This is a genomic window from Acidovorax sp. HMWF018, from assembly GCF_003061035.1.
Lineage (GTDB): Bacteria > Pseudomonadota > Gammaproteobacteria > Burkholderiales > Burkholderiaceae_C > Acidovorax > Acidovorax delafieldii.
The window spans coordinates 1-18,549 of record NZ_QAIM01000226.1; the positions used below are offsets into that span (position 1 = coordinate 1).

Sequence of the window (18,549 nt, forward strand, 5' to 3'; positions counted from 1 at the left end):
CCCCGAACTGGGCTGGAGCCCCTGTTACTGGCGTTTTGAATTCGAAGCCAACGCCTTCTTGCACCACATGATCCGCAATATCATGGGCTGCCTGATCACCATCGGCCAGGGCACGCAGCCTGCCGAATGGATGGCCGAGGTGCTGGCAGCCCAGTCCCGCAAGGTGGCTGCGCCGACATTCTCGCCAGACGGGTTGTACTTTCAAGGGCCCGTCTACGACGCCGCCTGGGGGCTACCCCAGCGCACGGCTGCGTATGATTGGCTTCCATGAACCAGGCCACCACACCGACCACAACGCCCCCCGCAGACAGTCAACGCCTCCACGCCCCTTTCCAGGCGTCTGCCAACGCACGCACCCGCATCAAGATCTGCGGGCTGACCCGCGAGGAAGACGTGGATGCAGCTGTGGCTGCGGGCGCCGATGCGGTGGGTTTTGTGCTCTACGCCCCCAGCCCACGGTCGGTCACCCCCCCACGGGCCGCGCAGTTGGCACGGCGCCTGCCGCCGTTTGTCACGCCCGTGCTGCTGTTCGTGAACGAATCCACTCCTAATGTGATAGCGGCCAGTGCAATGATTGCTGGCGCCACGGTGCAATTCCATGGTGATGAGACGCCACAGGACTGCATGGCTGCCACCCACCAGGGGGCACGCCCCTACCTGCGGGCAGCCCGAATTCCCCTCGGTGATGGAGCGGCGCAGTTTGACCTCGTAAAATACGCCCACGATTACTCTCACGCCCAAGCCATCCTACTCGACGCCCATGTCGAAGGGTTTGGCGGCAGCGGCAAGGCATTCAATTGGTCACTCCTTCCACCAAGCGTCAGCTCTCACCTCGTTTTGTCTGGTGGACTCACGCCTGCAAACGTGACCGATGGCATTTTGCAAGTCCGCCCGCGGGGTCTCTCGCTGGCGGTTGATGTCAGTTCCGGCGTCGAAGCCGATGGTCCTGATGGCAAACCCGTCAAGGGCATCAAGGACGCCGTGAAGATCCAACGCTTCGTTGCCGCCGTGCGTGCGGCCGATGCACAACTTGCAAAGAACCCCCATGAATTCCTATCAGCAACCTGATGCTTCCGGTCATTTCGGCCCGTATGGTGGCAGCTTCGTCAGCGAAACCCTGACCCACGCCATCCAGGAGCTGCGCGAGGCTTACGCGCGCTACCAGAACGACCCTGAATTTCTGGCTGAATTCCATTACGAACTCAAGCACTTCGTGGGTCGCCCCTCCCCCATCTATCATGCCGCGCGCACCAGCCGCGAGATGGGCGGCGCGCAGATCTACCTCAAGCGCGAAGACCTGAACCACACAGGCGCGCACAAGATCAACAACGTGATCGGCCAAGCCATGCTGGCCAAGCGCATGGGCAAGCCCCGCGTGATTGCCGAGACGGGTGCAGGCCAGCACGGCGTGGCCACTGCCACCATCTGCGCGCGCTATGGGCTCGAATGCGTTGTTTACATGGGTGCCGAAGACGTGAAGCGCCAAAGCCCCAACGTGTACCGCATGAAGCTGCTGGGCGCCACAGTGGTGCCTGTGGAGTCTGGCAGCAAGACCTTGAAGGACGCCCTGAACGACGCCATGCGCGACTGGGTGGCGAATGTGGACAACACCTTCTACATCATCGGCACGGTAGCGGGCCCGCACCCCTACCCCATGATGGTGCGCGACTTCCAGAGCGTGATCGGCAAGGAATGCATTGAGCAAATGCCCAGCATGCTGGCCGAGCAAAAGGTGCTGGGCGACCAACCCGATGCGGTTATCGCGTGCGTGGGTGGTGGTAGCAATGCCATGGGTATCTTTCACCCTTACATCCCTTTCGAGAAAACGCGCCTCATCGGCGTGGAGGCTGCGGGCGAAGGCCTGGAGTCGGGCAAACACTCGGCATCGCTGCAAAAGGGCAGCGCGGGTGTGCTGCACGGCAACCGCACTTTCATCCTGCAGGATGACAACGGCCAGATCACCGAAACCCATAGCATCAGCGCAGGCCTGGACTACCCCGGCGTGGGCCCGGAGCACGCCTGGTTGCAGGAAATCGGCCGCGCCGAATACGTCGGCATCACCGACCAGGAAGCGCTGGACGCCTTCCACTACCTGTGCCGCACCGAGGGCATCATCCCCGCACTCGAATCCAGTCACGCCGTGGCCTACGCCATGAAGCTGGCCAAAACCATGCGCCCAGACCAGTCGATCCTGGTCAACCTCTCGGGCAGGGGCGACAAGGACATTGGTACTGTGGCCGATCTCAGTGGCGCCGACTTTTACTGCCGACCCAGCTGCCAGGGGCAGTCCGTCAAGGGCGGCGAGCAACCCATCAAGTTGGTGAAATAAATGAGCCGTATCGCATCCACCTTTTCTGCCCTGCAAGCACAGGGCCGCAAGGCGCTGATTCCTTATGTGACCGCCGGTTTCCCGTTTGCCGACATCACCCCCGCGCTCATGCACGGCATGGTCGAGGCCGGTGCCGACGTGATCGAGCTGGGCGTGCCCTTTTCCGACCCCATGGCCGATGGCCCGGTGATCCAGAAGGCGGGTGAAAAAGCCCTCAGCCTGGGCATTGGCATGGTGCAGGTGCTCGACCATGTGCGTGAGTTCCGCAAGCGCAACAGCACCACGCCAGTGGTGTTGATGGGCTATGCCAACCCTGTGGAACGCTACGACCAGAAGCACGGCGAAGGTGCGTTTGTGCGCGACTCTGCCGCTGCGGGCGTGGACGGCGTGCTCATCGTGGACTACCCGCCCGAAGAATGCGAAGCCTTTGCCGCCAGCCTGCGCGCGCACGGCATGGACCTGATCTTCCTGCTGGCCCCCACCAGCACGGATGAGCGCATGGCCCAGGTGGCGCGCGTGGCCAGCGGCTATGTGTACTACGTATCGCTCAAGGGCGTGACCGGCTCAGGCGCGCTGGACACGGCGGCGGTGGAGCAGATGCTGCCCCGTATTCGCCAGCACGTGACCATCCCGGTGGGTGTGGGCTTCGGCATCCGCGACGCCGCCACCGCCCAGGCCATCGGCAAGGTGGCCGATGCCGTGGTCATCGGCAGCCGCATCATCCAGTTGATTGAAGACCAGGAGCACGCCAAGGTGGTGCCCCTGACCATCGACTTCCTGCGCGGCATCCGCAAGGCCCTGGACGCCTAGTCGCATAATGCAGCCCGGCGCATCCTGCGGGGTGCGCCGACAGATTCACACCCGGCCTGCCCCGCAAACGCCTACGGGCTTTGTAGCAGGTCGCGCCACTGAAGAGGAGAACACCATGTCCTGGCTCGAAAAACTTCTGCCCGCCAAAATCCAGCAAACCGACCCCACCGAGCGCCGTCAGGTGCCCGAAGGCCTGTGGATCAAGTGCCCGAGCTGCGAGACGGTGCTCTACAAGGCCGACCTGGAGCACAACCAGAATGTGTGCCCCCACTGCAGCCACCACCACCGCATCGGCGCGCGCGCCCGACTGGACGCATTTCTGGATGCTGAAGGCCGCTACGAAATCGGCCAGGAAGTGCTGCCCGTAGACGCGCTCAAGTTCAAGGACAGCCGCAAGTACCCCGAGCGCCTGAAGGAAGCCCTGGAGAACACCGGCGAGACCGACGCCCTCATCGTGATGGGCGGCGCGGTCAAGAGCATCAACGTGGTCGCCGCCTGCTTCGAGTTCGACTTCATGGGCGGCTCCATGGGCTCCGTGGTGGGCGAGCGATTTGTGCGTGGCGTGGAAACCGCCATCGAGCAAAAGGTGCCCTTCATCTGCTTTACCGCCACCGGCGGCGCCCGCATGCAGGAAGGCCTGCTGTCGCTCATGCAGATGGCCAAGACCAACGCAGCGCTGACCCGCCTGGCCAAGAAGGGCCTGCCCTACATCAGTGTGCTGACCGACCCCACCATGGGTGGCGTGAGCGCAGGTTTTGCCTTTGTGGGCGACATCGTGATTGCCGAGCCCAAGGCGCTGATCGGCTTTGCTGGCCCGCGCGTGATCGAATCCACCGTGCGCGTGACCCTGCCCGAGGGCTTCCAGCGTGCAGAGTTCCTGCAAACCAAGGGCGCGGTGGACTTCATCTGCGACCGCCGCGAACTGCGCAACACCGTGGCCAGCAGTTTAGCCATGCTGCAACGACTGCCTGCTGACGCGGTGATGTAAATACCCGGTCCCCGAAAAGGGGACTGAGCGAGGCCTCACCACGCCATTGCTATATTTTCAATAGCAAACAGCGCATATTTGGCTGGCGCATCGGGCCTTTGGGATGCTTAACGCATCACACTGGCCTGCAAATGGCCCAGAACAATCATCACGACCTGCAGCGCCACCAGCGCCACCAATGGCGACAGGTCGAAGCCGCCCATCAGCGGAATGGCGCGCCGAAAAGGACGCAACACGGGTTCACACAGGCGCGCGATCACATCCGCCAGCGGTGAACGGCCACCCTGTACCCAGGACAGGACGGCATAGACAATCAGCAGGCCGATCAGCCCCGAGACCGCCACGCGCAGCAGCCCGAACAAGGCCAGCCAGGGCAACCACGCCCATGCCGATCCCGCACCGAGCAGCAAGGTCAACAACGCGTACTGCACCAGCTGCACCAGCATCGCAGCCACCAGACTGGACACATCCCAACGCCCCGCAGGGGGGATCACCCGTCGCAGCGGCATGATCAACCAGTCGGTCAACGCAAACACCAACCCACCGACCGGGTTGGAGAACGGCACCCGCTGCCACTGCATGTACAGCCGCAAAAGGCAGGCTCCGGTCAGCAAGCCGCCAACAACATCGAGCAGGAAAGAGGCGATCTGATAGAGCATGGATGAGACAAAAACAGTGGTGTGCAGCAAAAGCCGACGGTGTCATGGGATGATAGCGGGCGAAGGCATCCACGCGCCCATGACCCCACCTCTCACCTTGTCGTCCCTGCCACTTTTCCCCCTGGGCTCTGTCTTGTTCCCGGACGGAGTGCTAGCTCTGAGGGTGTTTGAGGTGCGCTACCTGGACATGGTGCGCAAGTGCCACCGGACAGGCGCCCCCTTCGGGGTGGTTGCACTCACCCAAGGCCAGGAAGTGCGCCAAGCCGGAGCGCCAGAAGAACGCTTCAACGACATCGGTACCTTGGCCATCATCGAGCAATTGGAGACACCCCAGCCCGGATTGGTCACCCTGCTATGCCGTGGTAGCCAGCGTTTTCGTATCACTCAACGCCATCACCTGCAGCACGGCCTTTGGATTGCTGACGTCGATCACGTCGAACAGGATCTGACAGTACCGGTTCCGGACGATCTCAAAAAGGCTTCAACTGCATTGGCGCAGGTCTTACACACGCTGCAGGTACGCGACCCAGACATGCCCCACTTGGTCACCCCCACTGCAGCACAACTGAACGATTGCGGTTGGGTGGCGAACCGATGGTGCGAACTGCTGCCAGTGCCACTTGAGCTGAAACAGCGGTTGATGGAGCTGGACAACCCCCTGGTCCGCCTGGAACTGGTGGGGGATGTGCTGGAGCGGACGGGGATCGCGCAGTAGCGCGAGAGACACAGGCGGCAGCTTGAGTCAACGCACTGAGTATTCAGGTACCAGACCCTGGAGCCAGGCACGCAGCGACGAAGCTGCCGGGGCAACGCCTAAACTGTCAATATCGCTGCAGACCATCTCCGGGTTCAGGCGGCCCGGTGAGCTGGTTTTGGCCACGTGCAGTTTGGGATGTGGTGTCGGAATAGTGGTTTCGCCATTGGCAAGAAGCTCTTCGTAGAGTTTCTCTCCGGGTCTGAGCCCTGTGAACACCACAGGAATTTCCTGCTCGTTTTTGCCAGACAACCGTATCAATATCTTCGCGAGATCAAGGATTTTGACGGGCTCTCCCATGTCCAGCACAAAAATCTGCCCTGATTGCCCCATCAAACCAGCCTGCAGAACCAGTTGGGCAGCTTCCGGAATCGTCATGAAGTAACGAACAATGTCCGGATGCGTGACTGTTACAGGACCGCCACGTGCGATCTGCGCAGAAAACAACGGAACAACCGAGCCACTGGAACCCAACACGTTTCCAAAACGCACGGCCACAAAACGCGTGCTTTCGCATTCGCTAGCCACCGACTGCATGACCAGTTCAGCGAGCCGTTTACTCGCACCCATGACGTTGGTCGGGTTGACCGCTTTATCGGTGGATATCAGCACAAAACGCGTAGCTCTGACAGCGCCGGCGGCGCGAGCAGCATTCAACGTTCCCAACACATTGGTGCGCAGGGCTTCCACCTCGTTCAAAGACTCCATCAAGGGAACATGCTTGTAGGCGGCAGCATGAAATACCACCGTCGGTCGGTGGAGCTGAGCGATGGCAAGCAATCGCTCATATTCTCGGACGTTGGCGGTGTAGTAAAGCCCTTGCATTTGGGGATGAGCCCTGCGTAGCTCTTGCTCCAGTTGGTAGATGGCGTATTCGGACACGTCAACACACACAAGCCGCGCAACACCAAAGCGCGCAATCTGGCGACACAATTCAGACCCAATCGAACCTCCTGCACCGGTGACCAGCACCGTCTCTCCGGCAATGAGATCAGACAGGCCCTTTTCATCCAGCGCCACAGGCGCTCTACCCAGCAAGTCCTCCAGCTCGATACGCCTAGGTTGACCATCTTCAGCGCGCAGCCATTCGTCTGGCCGCGGCATTGTCAAAAGGGGCAGACTCGCTTCGCTAGCACCCATGAGCACTTCTCGCCGGGCATCAGACCCTGTGGCCAAGACCACAAGGGCGGCTACCGCTTGGGTGCGCGCAGCAATATGGGAGAGGTCGCCCAAACCTCCCAGCACACTCAGTCCCTGCAGGCTGCGGCCTTTTTCGGCGGCGATGGGACTTACGATACCCACCGGCGACCACAGCCGCATCCCGCGCAACGCAGGCAGTGCTGCTGCTGCGTCTTGAACCGAACCCACCAGCAGCAAGGGCTTGCCGGTAGGTGCACTTTGCCCACGGTTGACCAGCAACAGTCGGGCGCTGATGCGGGCACCGCCCAAAAGCAGCAACACCAACATGGGATGCAACAGCAGCACCGAGCGCGGGAAAGACCCGACTCGCAGCATCAGCACTGCAGACGCAGACAACAAACCGGCGAACACCACGCCATATACAAGGCGCGTGAGTTCGGCCACGCTGGTATAGCGCCAGATGTGGCGGTACACCCCCCATACCAGCAGACTCGTACCAAACCCGAGCAACGGCCATGGCAGGGTGTCAACCATCATGGCCTGGAATTCATCGGGTGTCTCGAGGTTGAAGCGGAGCCAGAACGCAAGCCACCAGCCAAGTGCAACCAGTGCTAGGTCGATCGGCAGCTGCAGCCAACGGTTGCTCATAGGCTGCACACTGCTCACGGGCATATCGGTTGCGTGACACAGGGTAGCACGGCGCTCACGAGTCCTGGCCTTCACCTAGCAGCGACCATGCCATGGGGGTGCCGGCCTTCACATCTTGTCCGATGGACAAACCCAATAGACTGCCCAGATGCTTGGGCGCCAGACCGAATCCGGGCCGCACACAGCGCAGGTTTTCAGAGGTGAGCACCTCACCGGCCTGCAAGTCCTTCGCGATGTAGAGCGATCGGCGAAAAGCAAGTGACTTCATCTCGGCTGCTGTAGGGCCGTAGCTCACTTGCCCCAGTGCCTGCCAAGCACGCTCTGTCTCTTCACGCAACTGAAGCAGCTCCTGAGGCTCCATCGAGAAAGAAGAATCTACACCACCGTCGGCGCGGTGCAGAGTAAAGTGCTTTTCGATCACCGTTGCGCCTAAAGCTGTAGCCGCCACCGCCACGCCGCAACCCAGGGTGTGATCCGACAGACCGACTTCGCAGCCGAACAGAGTGCGCATGTGCGGGATGGTCGAAATATTGGTGTTGTCGGCACTCGCCGGGTAAGTGCTGGTGCACTTGAGCAGCACAAGGTCACGGCATCCGGCGTCGCGCGCAGCGCGCACGGCCTCATCAATCTCGCCTGCCGTGGCCATGCCGGTGGACATGATTATGGGCTTGCCGGTAGCCGCCACGCGGCGGATCAGCGGCAGGTCGGTGTTCTCGAACGAGGCAATCTTGTATGCCGGCACATTCAGCGATTCAAGAAAGTCTACCGAACTGAAATCGAACGGTGTGCTGAAACAATGCACACCGTGGCTGGCAGCGCGCTCCATGATTGGCACGTGCCATTCCCAAGGGGTATGGGCTTCCGCATACAGCTCGTACAACTGGCGCCCCGCCCATAGACTTTTGGGGTCGTCAATCGTGAAGCCGGGCATGCACAGGTTCAGCGTCATGGTATCGGCGGTGTAGGTCTGCAGCTTGATGGCGTCAGCACCGTGCGCGGCGGCGGCATCCACGATGGCCAGCGCACGTTCCAGCGACTGGTTGTGGTTGCCAGACATCTCGGCGATAAGGTAGGGGCGGTGGCCGGGGCTGATGGTGCGGTCGAGTATTTTCATCGGCGATGAAAGAAAGTTACTGTTCAATTTGAACGGGGCATTCGATCCATCGACCGACCTGAAATGCTTCTGCTGCAGCTACGCCAACCGTTGCGCCACGCCACGCCGCAAGGTGCATTACCGCCTCTACAGAGCGAGGATGTGGAAATGTTCGCATTTCTGTGGCATACGCCTCCAGTGCGTTGCGCTTGACATCAAGTCTCCTTGAGATGTCGACGAAGTAGTTGGGGTAAAACGCCGTGGGGGCTCCCGATGTACGCCATTCGGTGCTCGACGGGACTTCGAAATACAGTAATTGCTTCACAGGATGACCCGGTGTGGGACGTGTGGCTGCAGCTACTGCTTCATGAACCATGCGATGGTCAACGTTTACATCCCAAGCTTGGTGGGTATAGACCCGAATTGGGCGCAAGGACTCAATGGTCGACTCGATACGCTTGACGATGTCTAATAAATTGACGCCATCCATCCTGTTGTCGGGGAAATCGCCAAATTCCACGCTTCTCACTCCCAGTGCGTTGGCTGCTTTCTGTGCCGATTGCTGCAAGGCGGAAATCTCATTACTTAAACAGATCCGCTCGCCCGCTGTGAGCAGTCTGCTCGCTGCGCCCTCTGCGAGTATCAAATGGTGGACTTCCCAGCCTTGGGCACACAGTTCTGCGACAGTTCCTGCACACCCCAATACTTCGTCATCGGGATGAGCGGCAATAACCAAGGCACAGTTCTGTTTCAATTTTGGTCCTCTTGGTTCAGGTATGTGAATACGACATCTGCCTTAACTGAATTCGGGCTTAAGGAAGACCGCCTGAAGCGTAGCCGAAATACTCCGACATCCAAGAAAGCATGGGGATAGCCGTCTGCATCCAGCATGCGTATGAAGTCGTGGAGGTCCGTCAGAGAGCTCATCGACTGCAGATTCCCCTGCTCGGGCGTACGTCTCCGAAAAAATGTGGGTTCACCAGATTGCGCGTAAGGCTCTATGCGCTCGTCAACGATGCGGATCATCATCGGCAGCATAAGAAAAGACGCTCGGATGAAAACTTCTTCCGCTGTGCCTAAGGTTGACAACGGTAGTTTCAGGTAGACGGGTCCTGCATCCACCTCTTGCGAACACCTGAGTGCCGTGAGCACGGTGTTCTCGATGCCACGGATCACCAGATTCTGCAGTGGTGATCCGCCTCTCCCAAATGGGACATCGGTCATGTGGAAGATTACGCATTCGAAACGTTCAAAGACCGAAGCTGGAATCCTCCACGACCAGTGCGGAAAAAAGACATAGTCGGCGCCGAATGCTTCAAGACGCTCAATCGTCAGCTCATCTCGGCTACGCACACGCAAAACCTCGTACCGATTAAGTCCACACAAGGCTTTTTCGAGTTCATCGTACCGTCCATGTGCCGCCGCAATAACAATCCGTGGAATGGTAGTTTTCATATGGCAAGTTCCAGGCGCCAATGTCTATCGTCCAAGCGGCGGTACCCGGCGGACTCAAAGGCACGCCTAGAGGCAAGGTTATCCGGGTGGATCTCGGCGACAAGGCGCTTCGGGTCGGAAGCTAAAGCTTGTACCCAAAGGCTTAATTGGCGTAGCATGTGTTTGCCCAGCCCCAATCCAGCGTAATTTGGATCGAGGTAAATAGAAACCTCCGCTTGTTGGCGTTCTGCGTCCCAATCCAACCGCAAAACACCAACCTTGACACGCCCTAGCCGCGCTATCAGGAGGTTTCGATCCGATCTTGAAAGGGTCTGGCGCCACCAAGTCATGTGCTCGATCAGGGTCAACGTCCTTGGGTCACGAAAGAAGCGCCTAGTTATCGCAGAATTGCGCCAAGGGAACGCTATCTTTGCATCAGATTGTTTCGCCGGCGTCAGCAGCACTTTTGAGCCAAGCAGTGCAATCGCTACACGAAGGGTCCCATAGCCGTCGACAATTTCACGACTCAAGGCGGTCATATTCCTGCGTAGTTCTGGTTTTTCGATCAGCGCGCGAACGCTGTTAGAGAGGTGTAGGGCGTCTGGGCTGGAACCAACAGCAGCGCCCAAGGAGCCCAGAGCCTTGACAACGGCGTTCTGATTGTCCACGAATGCCACCACCACACTTGGAGCACCGATGCAACAGCGCTCCCAGGCTGCGCCACCACCGGCGCCGATTTGCAGGTCGTGGCGGGCGAAGAAGGTAGCGAGGTCGGGGTGGTCGAGTGTCAACGCCGCCCGGCCGTCCAGGGCGCAGGCTTCGCGCAACGCATGCAGATGCGGGTTGGCCGACGTGGACACCACTTCCACCAGTCCGCTGAATCCGGCGCTCCGGCAGGCCGCCAGTGCGCGGCCTGAAATGCCACCTGGGTCGGTGCCTCCCATGAAGACCCCAGCACTGCGTACCGGGTCGTGAAAGCGGTAGCGGGGCGCATGCCGGTAGGCGGCCGACAGGAGCGCAAATCGTGGTCCGCACAACCACCATGGTTCACGCGTCAGGCGTCCCGCGTACTTCACGCGGTGATCGGGCGCCCAGTTGTGGTCCAACAGGGCGTCGGCGTCGAGCGCGCGGTCGGCCGTGTCGTCGATTACCAGCATGCGGCAGCCCAGCGCGTCGCGCACCGCGCGGTGCCACCGGGCGTCAAAGGAGTAGTGGTCCACCACCAGCCAGTCGGGGCGCCATTCAGACAGGGCTAGGGTGGTCTCGGTCGCGTCCTGTGCTTGTGGCACACCGGACCAGGCGGCGTGTGGTGGAGCATCGGGTTGGGGTGTGAGCGCCTCTGCGGGTGCAGGTAGCCAGTGCTCAGCATGCGCACCCATATTCATCAACCGTGCTGCAACAGTGTCGATGTGCCGGCAGACGAACCGGATCTCAGCACCGGATTCGCTCAGCGCCTGCGCCAGCGACAGGCAGCGTTTGAGGTGACCAGTGCCGATTGCAGCAGAAGCATCGACACGAATCGCTACGCGCATAACCATGGTGTTTGAAGTCGCTCAAGTCAGACAAAGCGAGTGGATTGCATGCCCCGTCAGCAACGCACCGCCGGGGCGCGGCGTTCAGAATCCTGTTGCTTTCAGTGGGTACGCGTCGATTTCTTTGTAAAGCAACGCCATTGAAACCCGCTCATCTGCAACCGGATCAAAAAATGCCTGCTGGTGGGAAAAAGCTGCTTTAGATACCAAATAATACAAACCGCTCTCTGTGAAAAACTTTGAGTAGTCCTGCTTGTAAGAGAAGATGCCTTCGCGATGGGTATAGGCTCTTTTGTGCATGACGCCGGGATCAAAGTCGGTGATGGCGAGAAACCCCCCGGCCCTCAACACCCGGTCTGCTTCCGACAAGGCTTGCAGCAAGGTCCGGCGGTCCATCAGATACAGGCAAAAACCGAAATAGACCAGATCAAAACGGCCAGTGTCAAAAGGCAGCGCGTCTGCGGTGCCACATATGAGGTGGGCGGGCGTGCCTTGCATGCGCATGTTTCCATCCTCGACCGCCTGACTGGAAGGGTCGAGCCCCGCGCCCGACGCATCCAGCTCCCGGCAAAGCGCCTGCAGCTTTTGGCCGTTGCAGCAACCTATTTCGAGGATATTGTGGATGTCGTTTCGAGCAGGTTGGAGCCAACCGCTGAGCAGCCGGATGTCGTGAGATAGAGCATGACCCGAATCCGATAGACGATCCATGGCCCCCCTGTTTCTGGCGAACCATTGGTCAGCTTCGCCATTCTTGAAGATGTCGTCCTGTGAGCTCATTCGTAGACGTGGGTAGTGTGCGGCACGCACTCAGTTCAAGCGCTTGAATCCGCCATGGCAAACGGGACCTTTGAGCAAGGAGATCACGTCACGTCCGTTCTCGCACGCTTTAATCAATCCGAATACCGGGTCCAGGGCATCGAAAAAACCCTGCAGGATGTCAGGCGTGTGATCTGTGCACACATAAACACTGTTGCCCGCGAGGTATCCCTTGGACAGCATCTCTTGGGTGATCAGAGTCTTGTAAGCCAATGCCTGGTTGCTGCGGAACGTGAAGCCAGTCAAGGCAGGCAGGCCCCAGTGCTCAATTTCAAGGCTGTGTTTGTCGGCCAAGGACTGCCACCCTTCTCGAATTTTCAGACCTGTATGCGTGATTGTTTCCCAGGACTGCATCCGCTCCATGACTTCCAACGTCTTGAGGGCCGCTGACGGGCCGATGCGCTCTGTCCAGAAGGTGCTGCTGATGAAGGTCGATTGAGCTGCTTCCATGACTTCCCTGCGGCCAATGATGGCAGTGATTGCATAACCGTTGCCTAACGCTTTGCCAAACATGGCCATGTCTGGCTCCACGCCGTACAGTTTGTGTACCCCCCCCAGCGTCTGCCTGAAGCCTGAGGTGCACTCATCGAATATCAGCACAATGCCTCGGTCAGTGGCCAGTTGTCGAACTTTCTGCAAAAAGTTGTCTTCTGGCCCCTGGTTACGGACCACTTCCATTTTGATCACGCCAATATCGTGCGCATCCAACAGTGCGACCAGTTCGGCGTAATTGTTGTAGTTGAATGGGAAGACGGTGCCCCGTAGGTTTTGTGGAACGCCATTGGGCTCCAGCCCTGGCAACAGGTGCCCGGCCAGGTTTTCGTCATCGCCCAGGTTGGCTGAGAGATACCAATCGTGCCAGCCGTGGTAGCCGCAAACCGCAACCTTGTCCTTGCCGGAGGCTGCACGGGCGATCCGGATGGCGACTGCGTTGGCTTCTCCTCCGCTGCGAGCCAGTCGTGCCATATCCGCCCACGGATGCAGTTCAACCAGCTTTTCCGCCAAGTACACCTCTTCGGGGCAGTTAAACGTTGACATATTGCCTGCTGCCACCGTCTGTTGCACGGCAGCATCTACCTCTGGGTGTCCATAGCCCAGGATGTTCGTGCCGATGCCCATGATCGACATGTCTGTGTAGGCTCGACCATCCATGTCCCAAACCGTGCAACCTTTTGCCTTGCTGAAATAGGCCGGCCATTGTTCGGGCAGAAACATTTCTGCCCGCTTTGACAGCAACATATTCCCACCGGGAATGACTTGCTTGGCGCGCTTCCACAGTTTTTGTCCAGTGCTCATGGTGGCTCCTTCGTTCCGAATCAGATGTTGGTTTGGTGAGAACCATTCGGGGTGCTGTCGCTGCAAATCCAACACCTCATGCCAGGTGAAGTCCAGCCGTGGAGCGAAGTAGCGGAACACTTGTTCAACCACTTCAAAGTCAGCAGGCTCGTCTACAGTCCAACGAAGCTGGGAAAGGTCTTCGTCATGCCGCATGCTGCCGACCAGAAAACGGCCCGATGTCCGCAGGTATGGGGTGACATGTTCCCTGTCAAACGGCTTCTGCGTTTCGTCGCTGGCCTGTTTGAGCGATCGAAAAGTAAAAACTTCTATATCCAGGCCGTCAGGATAGGTTGGCGTTGTCGTGTTGGAAAGGTAGTCCACCGCTGAGGCGAAGAAGTGCTGGACGGCCAGGTCGACCAGCCCCGGATCGACCAGAGGACAGTCTCCTGTGACGCGAATGACCACGTCGGCCGCCTGCTCCTTTGCCGCTAGAACGAAACGCTCTAACACATCGTCTTCGCTGCCTCGCACAACAGGGTAGCCCAGGCGCTGCACACAATCGACTAAGGGTTCGTTGGCGGGATGCGTCGAGGTTGCCAGAACGACTTGATCAATCTCTTGTGCACGTGCAAGCCGAGACAGCAACAACTCGATCATGGGCTTGCTGCCCATGGTCCTCATGACTTTGTTAGGTAACCGGGTAGAGCCCATGCGGGCCTGAACGATGGCAACAACTCTTGGTTTCACGGCAATGTCCAGTTGGCAGGATTCAGCAAATTTAAATCGTCGGTGTGCGGGGCTGCGGGTCCGGGGGGGGCGCCGTTGGCCGCTTCAAGGATCTCACGCAAATGATCCTCGCTGTCGACACCCAGGACGATGTGGTCAATTTCTGGGACTGCGAGGGCTGTGCGAAGGCATGCCTGCACAGGAGAAAGCCCGCACTCGTTCAGCCAACGGTCCCACAACGACCATAGGGCCTCCCATTGTCTGAACCAGACGGGGCGCGAGGCAGGTGGCATCAGCAACAGGCCTTGCAAAAAAGTGGAGCGAGTGTGTAACTCCACGCCCCGATCCTTCAGCCGACTGGCCCAGCCGGATTGCAACAGCCGACGGTCCAACACATTGAATGGCGCTTGAACCAGATCAAAGTGCCATCGCTCCAAAATCGGCCCCAGTTCCGCTGGGTCATAAATCGAGATGCCGACTTTCTGCACCAGGCCATCAGCAACCAGTTGCTGCATGCTGGCAAACAATTGAGGGCCATGTTGCTCGAACAACTGAGACGGGCGATGCAACAGCAAGCCATGCAGGCGACCAATGCCCAATCTGCGCAGAGAGCCCTGAACTTCCGAATGCACCCAGGCAGCAACATCGGGGTACCCGCCCGGAATGGCGGGTAGTTTTGTGACCACTTTCCATTCGTCAACTCCGATGCCCCCAAGTAAACACTCGCTCTCCCCATAGGCAATAGCTGTGTCCAAGGTGTTGACTCCATGACTGCGCGCGAGAGCAATGACCCGTTCACCTTCATCCCGGGTCAGTTGGCCCTGCATGTTGGCGATGCCATAGTTCAATCCGAACTGGGCCGTCCCCAGTGCGATTTTCATGCGGTGACCGCTTGCTCAAGCGCTGCGACCACTGAGATTTGGTCCTGGTCAGTCAGCGCCGGATAAAGCGGTAAAGTGATAGCTTGACGGTAATAAGCCATGGCTTCAGGAAACTGCTCGGGTTCAAACCCCATGCGGGCATACCAAGGCTGGGTATGCACCGGAATGTAGTGAAGGTTGACGCCAATGCCTTGCTGCCTCATGTTGTTGAATACCTCTTTGTGCGACCGGCTCGCCCGGTCCAAGTCCAGACGTACAACATACAGGTGAAGAGCGGAGTCAGCGTCGGTCGATTGCACCGGCACGGTAATGGGAAGCTTGTGTAGCAGCGAGTCGTATCGCCGAGCCAGTTCATGTCGGCGTGCTACGTAGGCGTCCAGTCTTTCCATCTGACTCAGGCCCAATGCTGCTTGCAACTCGGTCATCCGATAGTTGAAACCCAGATCAATCTGCTGGTAGTACCAAGGGCCGTCGGGAGCCTGGGTCATCTGCGCAGGCTCACGCGTGATGCCGTGACTGCGCAGAAGCGCCATGCGCCGGGCCAACTCCGGATTGTTGGTGGTCGCCATGCCACCTTCTGCTGATGTGATGATTTTCACCGGATGGAAGCTAAACACCGTGACGTCGCTGTAGCGGCAATTTCCCACAGGATCGCCAAGGTACTTTCCGCCAATCGCGTGCGAGGCGTCTTCAATGACCTTGAAGCCGAATCTCTGGGCCAGCGTGTGTATGGCCTGCATGTCGCAAGACAGGCCCCGCAGATGAACAGGGATCACGACTTTGGGTAACCGTCCAGATCGCTCTGCTTCCAGCAGTTTGCGCTCCAGGGCGACTGGGCACATGTTGAGCGTTTCCGGGGCGATGTCGACGAAATCGACTTGGGCCCCGCAATACAACCCACAGTTGGCTGAAGCCACAAAGGTGATCGGCGAGGTCCAAAGCCAGTCTCCTGGGCCTAGTCCGAGAGCCAAGCAGGCGATGTGCAGTGCAGAAGTGGCGCTATTGACCGCCACTGCATGGCTGACACAGCAATACCCCGCGACGACTTGCTCGAAGCGGGGAACCATCGGGCCCTGGGTGAGAAAGTCCGATTGCAGCACCGCGACAACCGCGTCGATGTCACTCTGTGAGATGTCCTGTTTGCCGTAGGGAATCATGGTCAGTTGGTCGTGAGCACCTGATCTGCGATGAGCTGTCTGAGTTGCTCAACCGACAAGAAATCGGGGTTGCTGCCACTGTCGTAGGCATAGCCGGGCGCGACAGGCAGGCCGCCCGTGAGCGCACAGTACTGTTCGACCGAGTGGTTGCCGGCAGATGGAAGAATGGCAAAGTAACGTCCCAGATCCACTGTGTTGAAGCTGTCGCTACCAGTGATCATCTCTTCGTGAATTTTCTCGCCGGGTCGAATCCCCACGACCGAAAGCTCACATTCCGGTCCAATGGCGCGAGCAACATCGACAACACGGTAGCTGGGAATCTTCGGGACAAAAATTTCCCCTCCCAAGGCGTTCTCCAGCACCCACAACACCATGTCCACGCCCTCTTGGAGACTGATGTTGAAGCGCGTCATGGCGGGATCGGTGATTGGCAAAACACCGGTCTTGCGCCGTTCCAAGAAAAAGGGGATGACGGATCCTCTGCTGCCCATGACGTTACCGTAACGAACGACACTGAAGTGCAGATCACGATTGCCTTTGATATTGTTGGCTGCTGTGAAAAGTTTGTCCGAGCAGAGCTTGGTTGCTCCATACAGATTGATCGGCGCGGCGGCTTTGTCTGTTGACAGTGCTACAACCCGACGGACATCGGTGTCCAAGCATGCCTCAATCACGTTTTGCGCCCCGAGAACATTGGTTTTGATGCATTCGAAGGGGTTGTACTCTGCCGCAGGGACCTGCTTCAGAGCTGCCGCATGAATCACCACCTCGATGCCCTCCATGGCTCGGCGGAGCCGCTCCCCATCTCTTACGTCGCCAATAAAGTACCGAATGGCCGGATACTGAGTGTCTGGAAACGCCTGAGCCATTTCGAACTGCTTGAGTTCGTCTCTGCTGAACACAACCAGGCGACGAATGTCGGGATAGCGCTGAAGAACAGTCTGAACAAACGCCTTGCCGAAAGAACCTGTGCCACCAGTGATGAGGATGGATTTGTGAGAAAGCATTTGCACGAAGGGTTGAGAGACGACGAAATCAGTCGAACAGGGAGTTCAGAACAAGGCTTGCCACACGAAAGGCCGCTCGCCCATCACTGGCATATTCCTTGGCATGCGCCTCAGGCCAGGAAAGCACTTGATTCAGGATAGACAGCAAATCCGGTAACTGGTGACATGGGACAGAAACACCCATTTTTGCCATGCTGAATGAGTTTTTGACCGTGTCTGCAAACTCCAGCGAAACAACAGGTCGACCTGCGATGGCAGACTCCAAGCCGACTGTGGAGTTCTGCACGACCACGGCGCGTGATGCCAATATAAGAGGATGAATGGGCTCTTCGGAGGGTTTGCTGAAATGAACCCGGGGCTGTTCGGGAATGCGCTGAAAATGGTGCCACTCGTTAGGATGGTATCGAACGATCAGGGCCAAGTCGTTTCGGACTCTGATTAGGTCGCGCAACGCGTGTTCGACCTTAAGGCCCAGCCGTGGTCCTGCGAACATCGGATCGGATGCGTCGGTCGGCTCAAGGTGTCCAGTCCACAGGATCGGGGTCAATCCTTGCCAACCTTGGCTTTCAACAAAGGTCTGTGCCTTCTCTGCATTGACTCTGCTAGACAGACCATCAAAGGCAGGGTTGCCAGTGACAGCCACACCCTCGGCCGGAAAGCCGCGGGCTATCAACCGCTGACGCACGCCTTCAGAAATCACGCAGGTCAAGGCCGGTTTGGGCTGGTGCAGCACATAGGTGTCGCTATCCAGGCCGAACATGTCCACCATGCCGATGTTGGGCAGGCCGCGCTCACCGGCCACGTCCAGCGCGGCGCGTTCGCTGCGCGGCGAGTTGGTGGCGACCACCGCGTTGGGCTGCAGCGCATCCATCACCGCGCGCATGAAGTGCAGGGGCCGGAACCCGTAGCGACCTTGCTCGCAGTAGAGGTCCGCAGCGCCCGCCTCGCCGTGCTGGGCGATCAGATCCAGGTAGTTGATGCCCAGGTAGGCGATGGTCTCGTCGCTCGGCACGTCCGGGCTGGTGTTGCCTTCGCTCAGGCGTTCGCCCCAGGCGCGGGCCGCATCAGCATCCACCAGGTGCAAGAAGTCACGGTAACCCAGCGTGTCCGGACGCACCGCCTGGGCTTTGAGGTGCCCAGTGGTCAGGGCCAGCAACGTGCATTGCACGCCGGGCAGCAGCGCTTCCAGCTCGCGCATCACCGGCAGGACCATGCCGATGTGGCCACCGCCGTAACTGACGAACAGGACCCGCGGTGCCCGGCTCATGCGAACGCCTCCTGGTGCCACAGTGCCAGG

17 protein-coding genes and 1 pseudogene are annotated in these 18,549 nt (G+C 59.1%); 6 read left to right on the forward strand and 12 right to left on the reverse strand.

All coding sequences use genetic code 11. The features are described 5' to 3' along the window. The 5 genes and pseudogenes from DBR23_RS07965 to accD all read left to right on the forward strand — a co-directional run. Positions 1-271 (forward strand): annotated as a pseudogene (locus DBR23_RS07965) (tRNA pseudouridine(38-40) synthase TruA); the annotation flags it as partial. After that, a complete protein-coding gene (locus tag DBR23_RS07970) occupies positions 268-1,068 on the forward strand; it encodes a phosphoribosylanthranilate isomerase (protein ID WP_108497870.1) in 801 nt (266 codons plus the stop codon). The pseudogene DBR23_RS07965 and the gene DBR23_RS07970, both read left to right, overlap by 4 nt. Next, complete coding sequence (trpB, locus tag DBR23_RS07975; protein ID WP_056061441.1) at positions 1,046-2,329, forward strand: tryptophan synthase subunit beta; 1,284 nt, start codon at positions 1,046-1,048, stop codon at positions 2,327-2,329. Before DBR23_RS07970 ends, trpB begins: the two co-directional genes overlap by 23 nt. Further along, on the forward strand, positions 2,330-3,139 hold the full coding sequence (gene trpA / locus DBR23_RS07980) for a tryptophan synthase subunit alpha (RefSeq protein WP_056747631.1): 810 nt from the start codon (positions 2,330-2,332) through the stop codon (positions 3,137-3,139). It abuts the gene before it with no gap. A 115-nt stretch (positions 3,140-3,254) separates the two neighbouring features. Beyond that, positions 3,255-4,127 carry an acetyl-CoA carboxylase, carboxyltransferase subunit beta gene (gene accD / locus DBR23_RS07985; RefSeq protein ID WP_015013229.1) on the forward strand — a complete coding sequence of 291 codons (873 nt, stop codon included), beginning with the start codon at positions 3,255-3,257 and terminating at the stop codon, positions 4,125-4,127. Positions 4,128-4,234: 107 nt separating this feature from the next. Here the strand turns inward: accD and DBR23_RS07990 are convergent, their stop codons facing one another. Continuing rightward, positions 4,235-4,786, reverse strand: a complete 552-nt coding sequence (locus DBR23_RS07990; protein ID WP_108497871.1) for a YggT family protein — start codon at positions 4,784-4,786, stop codon at positions 4,235-4,237. Positions 4,787-4,865: 79 nt separating this feature from the next. Here DBR23_RS07990 and DBR23_RS07995 point away from each other — a divergent pair, with 79 nt between their 5' ends. Continuing rightward, positions 4,866-5,501: an LON peptidase substrate-binding domain-containing protein gene (locus DBR23_RS07995; RefSeq protein WP_108497881.1), complete on the forward strand. Its 636-nt coding sequence runs from the start codon at positions 4,866-4,868 to the stop codon at positions 5,499-5,501. A 27-nt stretch (positions 5,502-5,528) separates the two neighbouring features. On the opposite strand, the gene DBR23_RS08000 is transcribed toward DBR23_RS07995, so the two are convergent. The 11 genes from DBR23_RS08000 to DBR23_RS08050 form a co-directional block, all read right to left on the reverse strand. Beyond that, on the reverse strand, positions 5,529-7,328 hold the full coding sequence (locus DBR23_RS08000) for a nucleoside-diphosphate sugar epimerase/dehydratase (protein ID WP_108497882.1): 1,800 nt from the start codon (positions 7,326-7,328) through the stop codon (positions 5,529-5,531). Between the two features lie 55 nt (positions 7,329-7,383). Further along, positions 7,384-8,442 carry a pseudaminic acid synthase gene (gene pseI, locus DBR23_RS08005; RefSeq protein ID WP_108497872.1) on the reverse strand — a complete coding sequence of 353 codons (1,059 nt, stop codon included), beginning with the start codon at positions 8,440-8,442 and terminating at the stop codon, positions 7,384-7,386. 16 nt (positions 8,443-8,458) lie between these two features. After that, positions 8,459-9,175, reverse strand: coding sequence for a PIG-L deacetylase family protein (locus DBR23_RS08010; protein WP_108497873.1), 717 nt, complete (start codon positions 9,173-9,175; stop codon positions 8,459-8,461). Then, positions 9,172-9,876: a hypothetical protein gene (locus tag DBR23_RS08015; RefSeq protein WP_199227662.1), complete on the reverse strand. Its 705-nt coding sequence runs from the start codon at positions 9,874-9,876 to the stop codon at positions 9,172-9,174. Before DBR23_RS08015 ends, DBR23_RS08010 begins: the two co-directional genes overlap by 4 nt. After that, a complete protein-coding gene (gene pseG, locus DBR23_RS08020; RefSeq protein WP_108497874.1) occupies positions 9,873-11,393 on the reverse strand; it encodes a UDP-2,4-diacetamido-2,4,6-trideoxy-beta-L-altropyranose hydrolase in 1,521 nt (506 codons plus the stop codon). Before pseG ends, DBR23_RS08015 begins: the two co-directional genes overlap by 4 nt. A gap of 78 nt (positions 11,394-11,471) precedes the next feature. Then, complete coding sequence (locus tag DBR23_RS08025; RefSeq protein WP_108497875.1) at positions 11,472-12,164, reverse strand: class I SAM-dependent methyltransferase; 693 nt, start codon at positions 12,162-12,164, stop codon at positions 11,472-11,474. Positions 12,165-12,194: 30 nt separating this feature from the next. Continuing rightward, positions 12,195-14,228 carry an aminotransferase class III-fold pyridoxal phosphate-dependent enzyme gene (locus tag DBR23_RS08030; protein ID WP_233250330.1) on the reverse strand — a complete coding sequence of 678 codons (2,034 nt, stop codon included), beginning with the start codon at positions 14,226-14,228 and terminating at the stop codon, positions 12,195-12,197. Continuing rightward, the gene (locus DBR23_RS08035; RefSeq protein ID WP_108497877.1) at positions 14,225-15,088 is read right to left on the reverse strand and encodes an aldo/keto reductase; all 864 of its coding nucleotides are present in this window, start codon (positions 15,086-15,088) and stop codon (positions 14,225-14,227) included. Before DBR23_RS08035 ends, DBR23_RS08030 begins: the two co-directional genes overlap by 4 nt. Next, positions 15,085-16,245: a UDP-4-amino-4,6-dideoxy-N-acetyl-beta-L-altrosamine transaminase gene (pseC, locus tag DBR23_RS08040; RefSeq protein ID WP_108497878.1), complete on the reverse strand. Its 1,161-nt coding sequence runs from the start codon at positions 16,243-16,245 to the stop codon at positions 15,085-15,087. The genes DBR23_RS08035 and pseC overlap by 4 nt, the downstream gene beginning before the upstream one ends. A 2-nt stretch (positions 16,246-16,247) precedes the next feature. After that, the gene (gene pseB, locus DBR23_RS08045; RefSeq protein ID WP_108497879.1) at positions 16,248-17,252 is read right to left on the reverse strand and encodes a UDP-N-acetylglucosamine 4,6-dehydratase (inverting); all 1,005 of its coding nucleotides are present in this window, start codon (positions 17,250-17,252) and stop codon (positions 16,248-16,250) included. A gap of 28 nt (positions 17,253-17,280) precedes the next feature. Then, entirely contained in the window at positions 17,281-18,519 is a 1,239-nt protein-coding gene (locus DBR23_RS08050; protein WP_108497880.1) for a UDP-N-acetylglucosamine 2-epimerase, read from the reverse strand. Positions 18,520-18,549 lie beyond the last annotated feature (30 nt).

Bases quoted from the DNA above. Each gene is read 5' to 3' on its own strand.
- DBR23_RS07970 (WP_108497870.1), top strand. From the start codon at position 268: ATGAACCAGGCCACCACACCGACCACAACGCCCCCCGCAGACAGTCAA.
- trpB (WP_056061441.1), top strand. From the start codon at position 1,046: ATGAATTCCTATCAGCAACCTGATGCTTCCGGTCATTTCGGCCCGTAT.
- trpA (WP_056747631.1), top strand. From the start codon at position 2,330: ATGAGCCGTATCGCATCCACCTTTTCTGCCCTGCAAGCACAGGGCCGC.
- accD (WP_015013229.1), top strand. From the start codon at position 3,255: ATGTCCTGGCTCGAAAAACTTCTGCCCGCCAAAATCCAGCAAACCGAC.
- DBR23_RS07990 (WP_108497871.1), bottom strand. From the start codon at position 4,786: ATGCTCTATCAGATCGCCTCTTTCCTGCTCGATGTTGTTGGCGGCTTG.
- DBR23_RS07995 (WP_108497881.1), top strand. From the start codon at position 4,866: ATGACCCCACCTCTCACCTTGTCGTCCCTGCCACTTTTCCCCCTGGGC.
- DBR23_RS08000 (WP_108497882.1), bottom strand. From the start codon at position 7,328: ATGAGCAACCGTTGGCTGCAGCTGCCGATCGACCTAGCACTGGTTGCA.
- pseI (WP_108497872.1), bottom strand. From the start codon at position 8,442: ATGAAAATACTCGACCGCACCATCAGCCCCGGCCACCGCCCCTACCTT.
- DBR23_RS08015 (WP_199227662.1), bottom strand. From the start codon at position 9,876: ATGAAAACTACCATTCCACGGATTGTTATTGCGGCGGCACATGGACGG.
- pseG (WP_108497874.1), bottom strand. From the start codon at position 11,393: ATGGTTATGCGCGTAGCGATTCGTGTCGATGCTTCTGCTGCAATCGGC.
- DBR23_RS08025 (WP_108497875.1), bottom strand. From the start codon at position 12,164: ATGAGCTCACAGGACGACATCTTCAAGAATGGCGAAGCTGACCAATGG.
- DBR23_RS08035 (WP_108497877.1), bottom strand. From the start codon at position 15,088: ATGAAAATCGCACTGGGGACGGCCCAGTTCGGATTGAACTATGGCATC.
- pseC (WP_108497878.1), bottom strand. From the start codon at position 16,245: ATGATTCCCTACGGCAAACAGGACATCTCACAGAGTGACATCGACGCG.
- pseB (WP_108497879.1), bottom strand. From the start codon at position 17,252: ATGCTTTCTCACAAATCCATCCTCATCACTGGTGGCACAGGTTCTTTC.
- DBR23_RS08050 (WP_108497880.1), bottom strand. From the start codon at position 18,519: ATGAGCCGGGCACCGCGGGTCCTGTTCGTCAGTTACGGCGGTGGCCAC.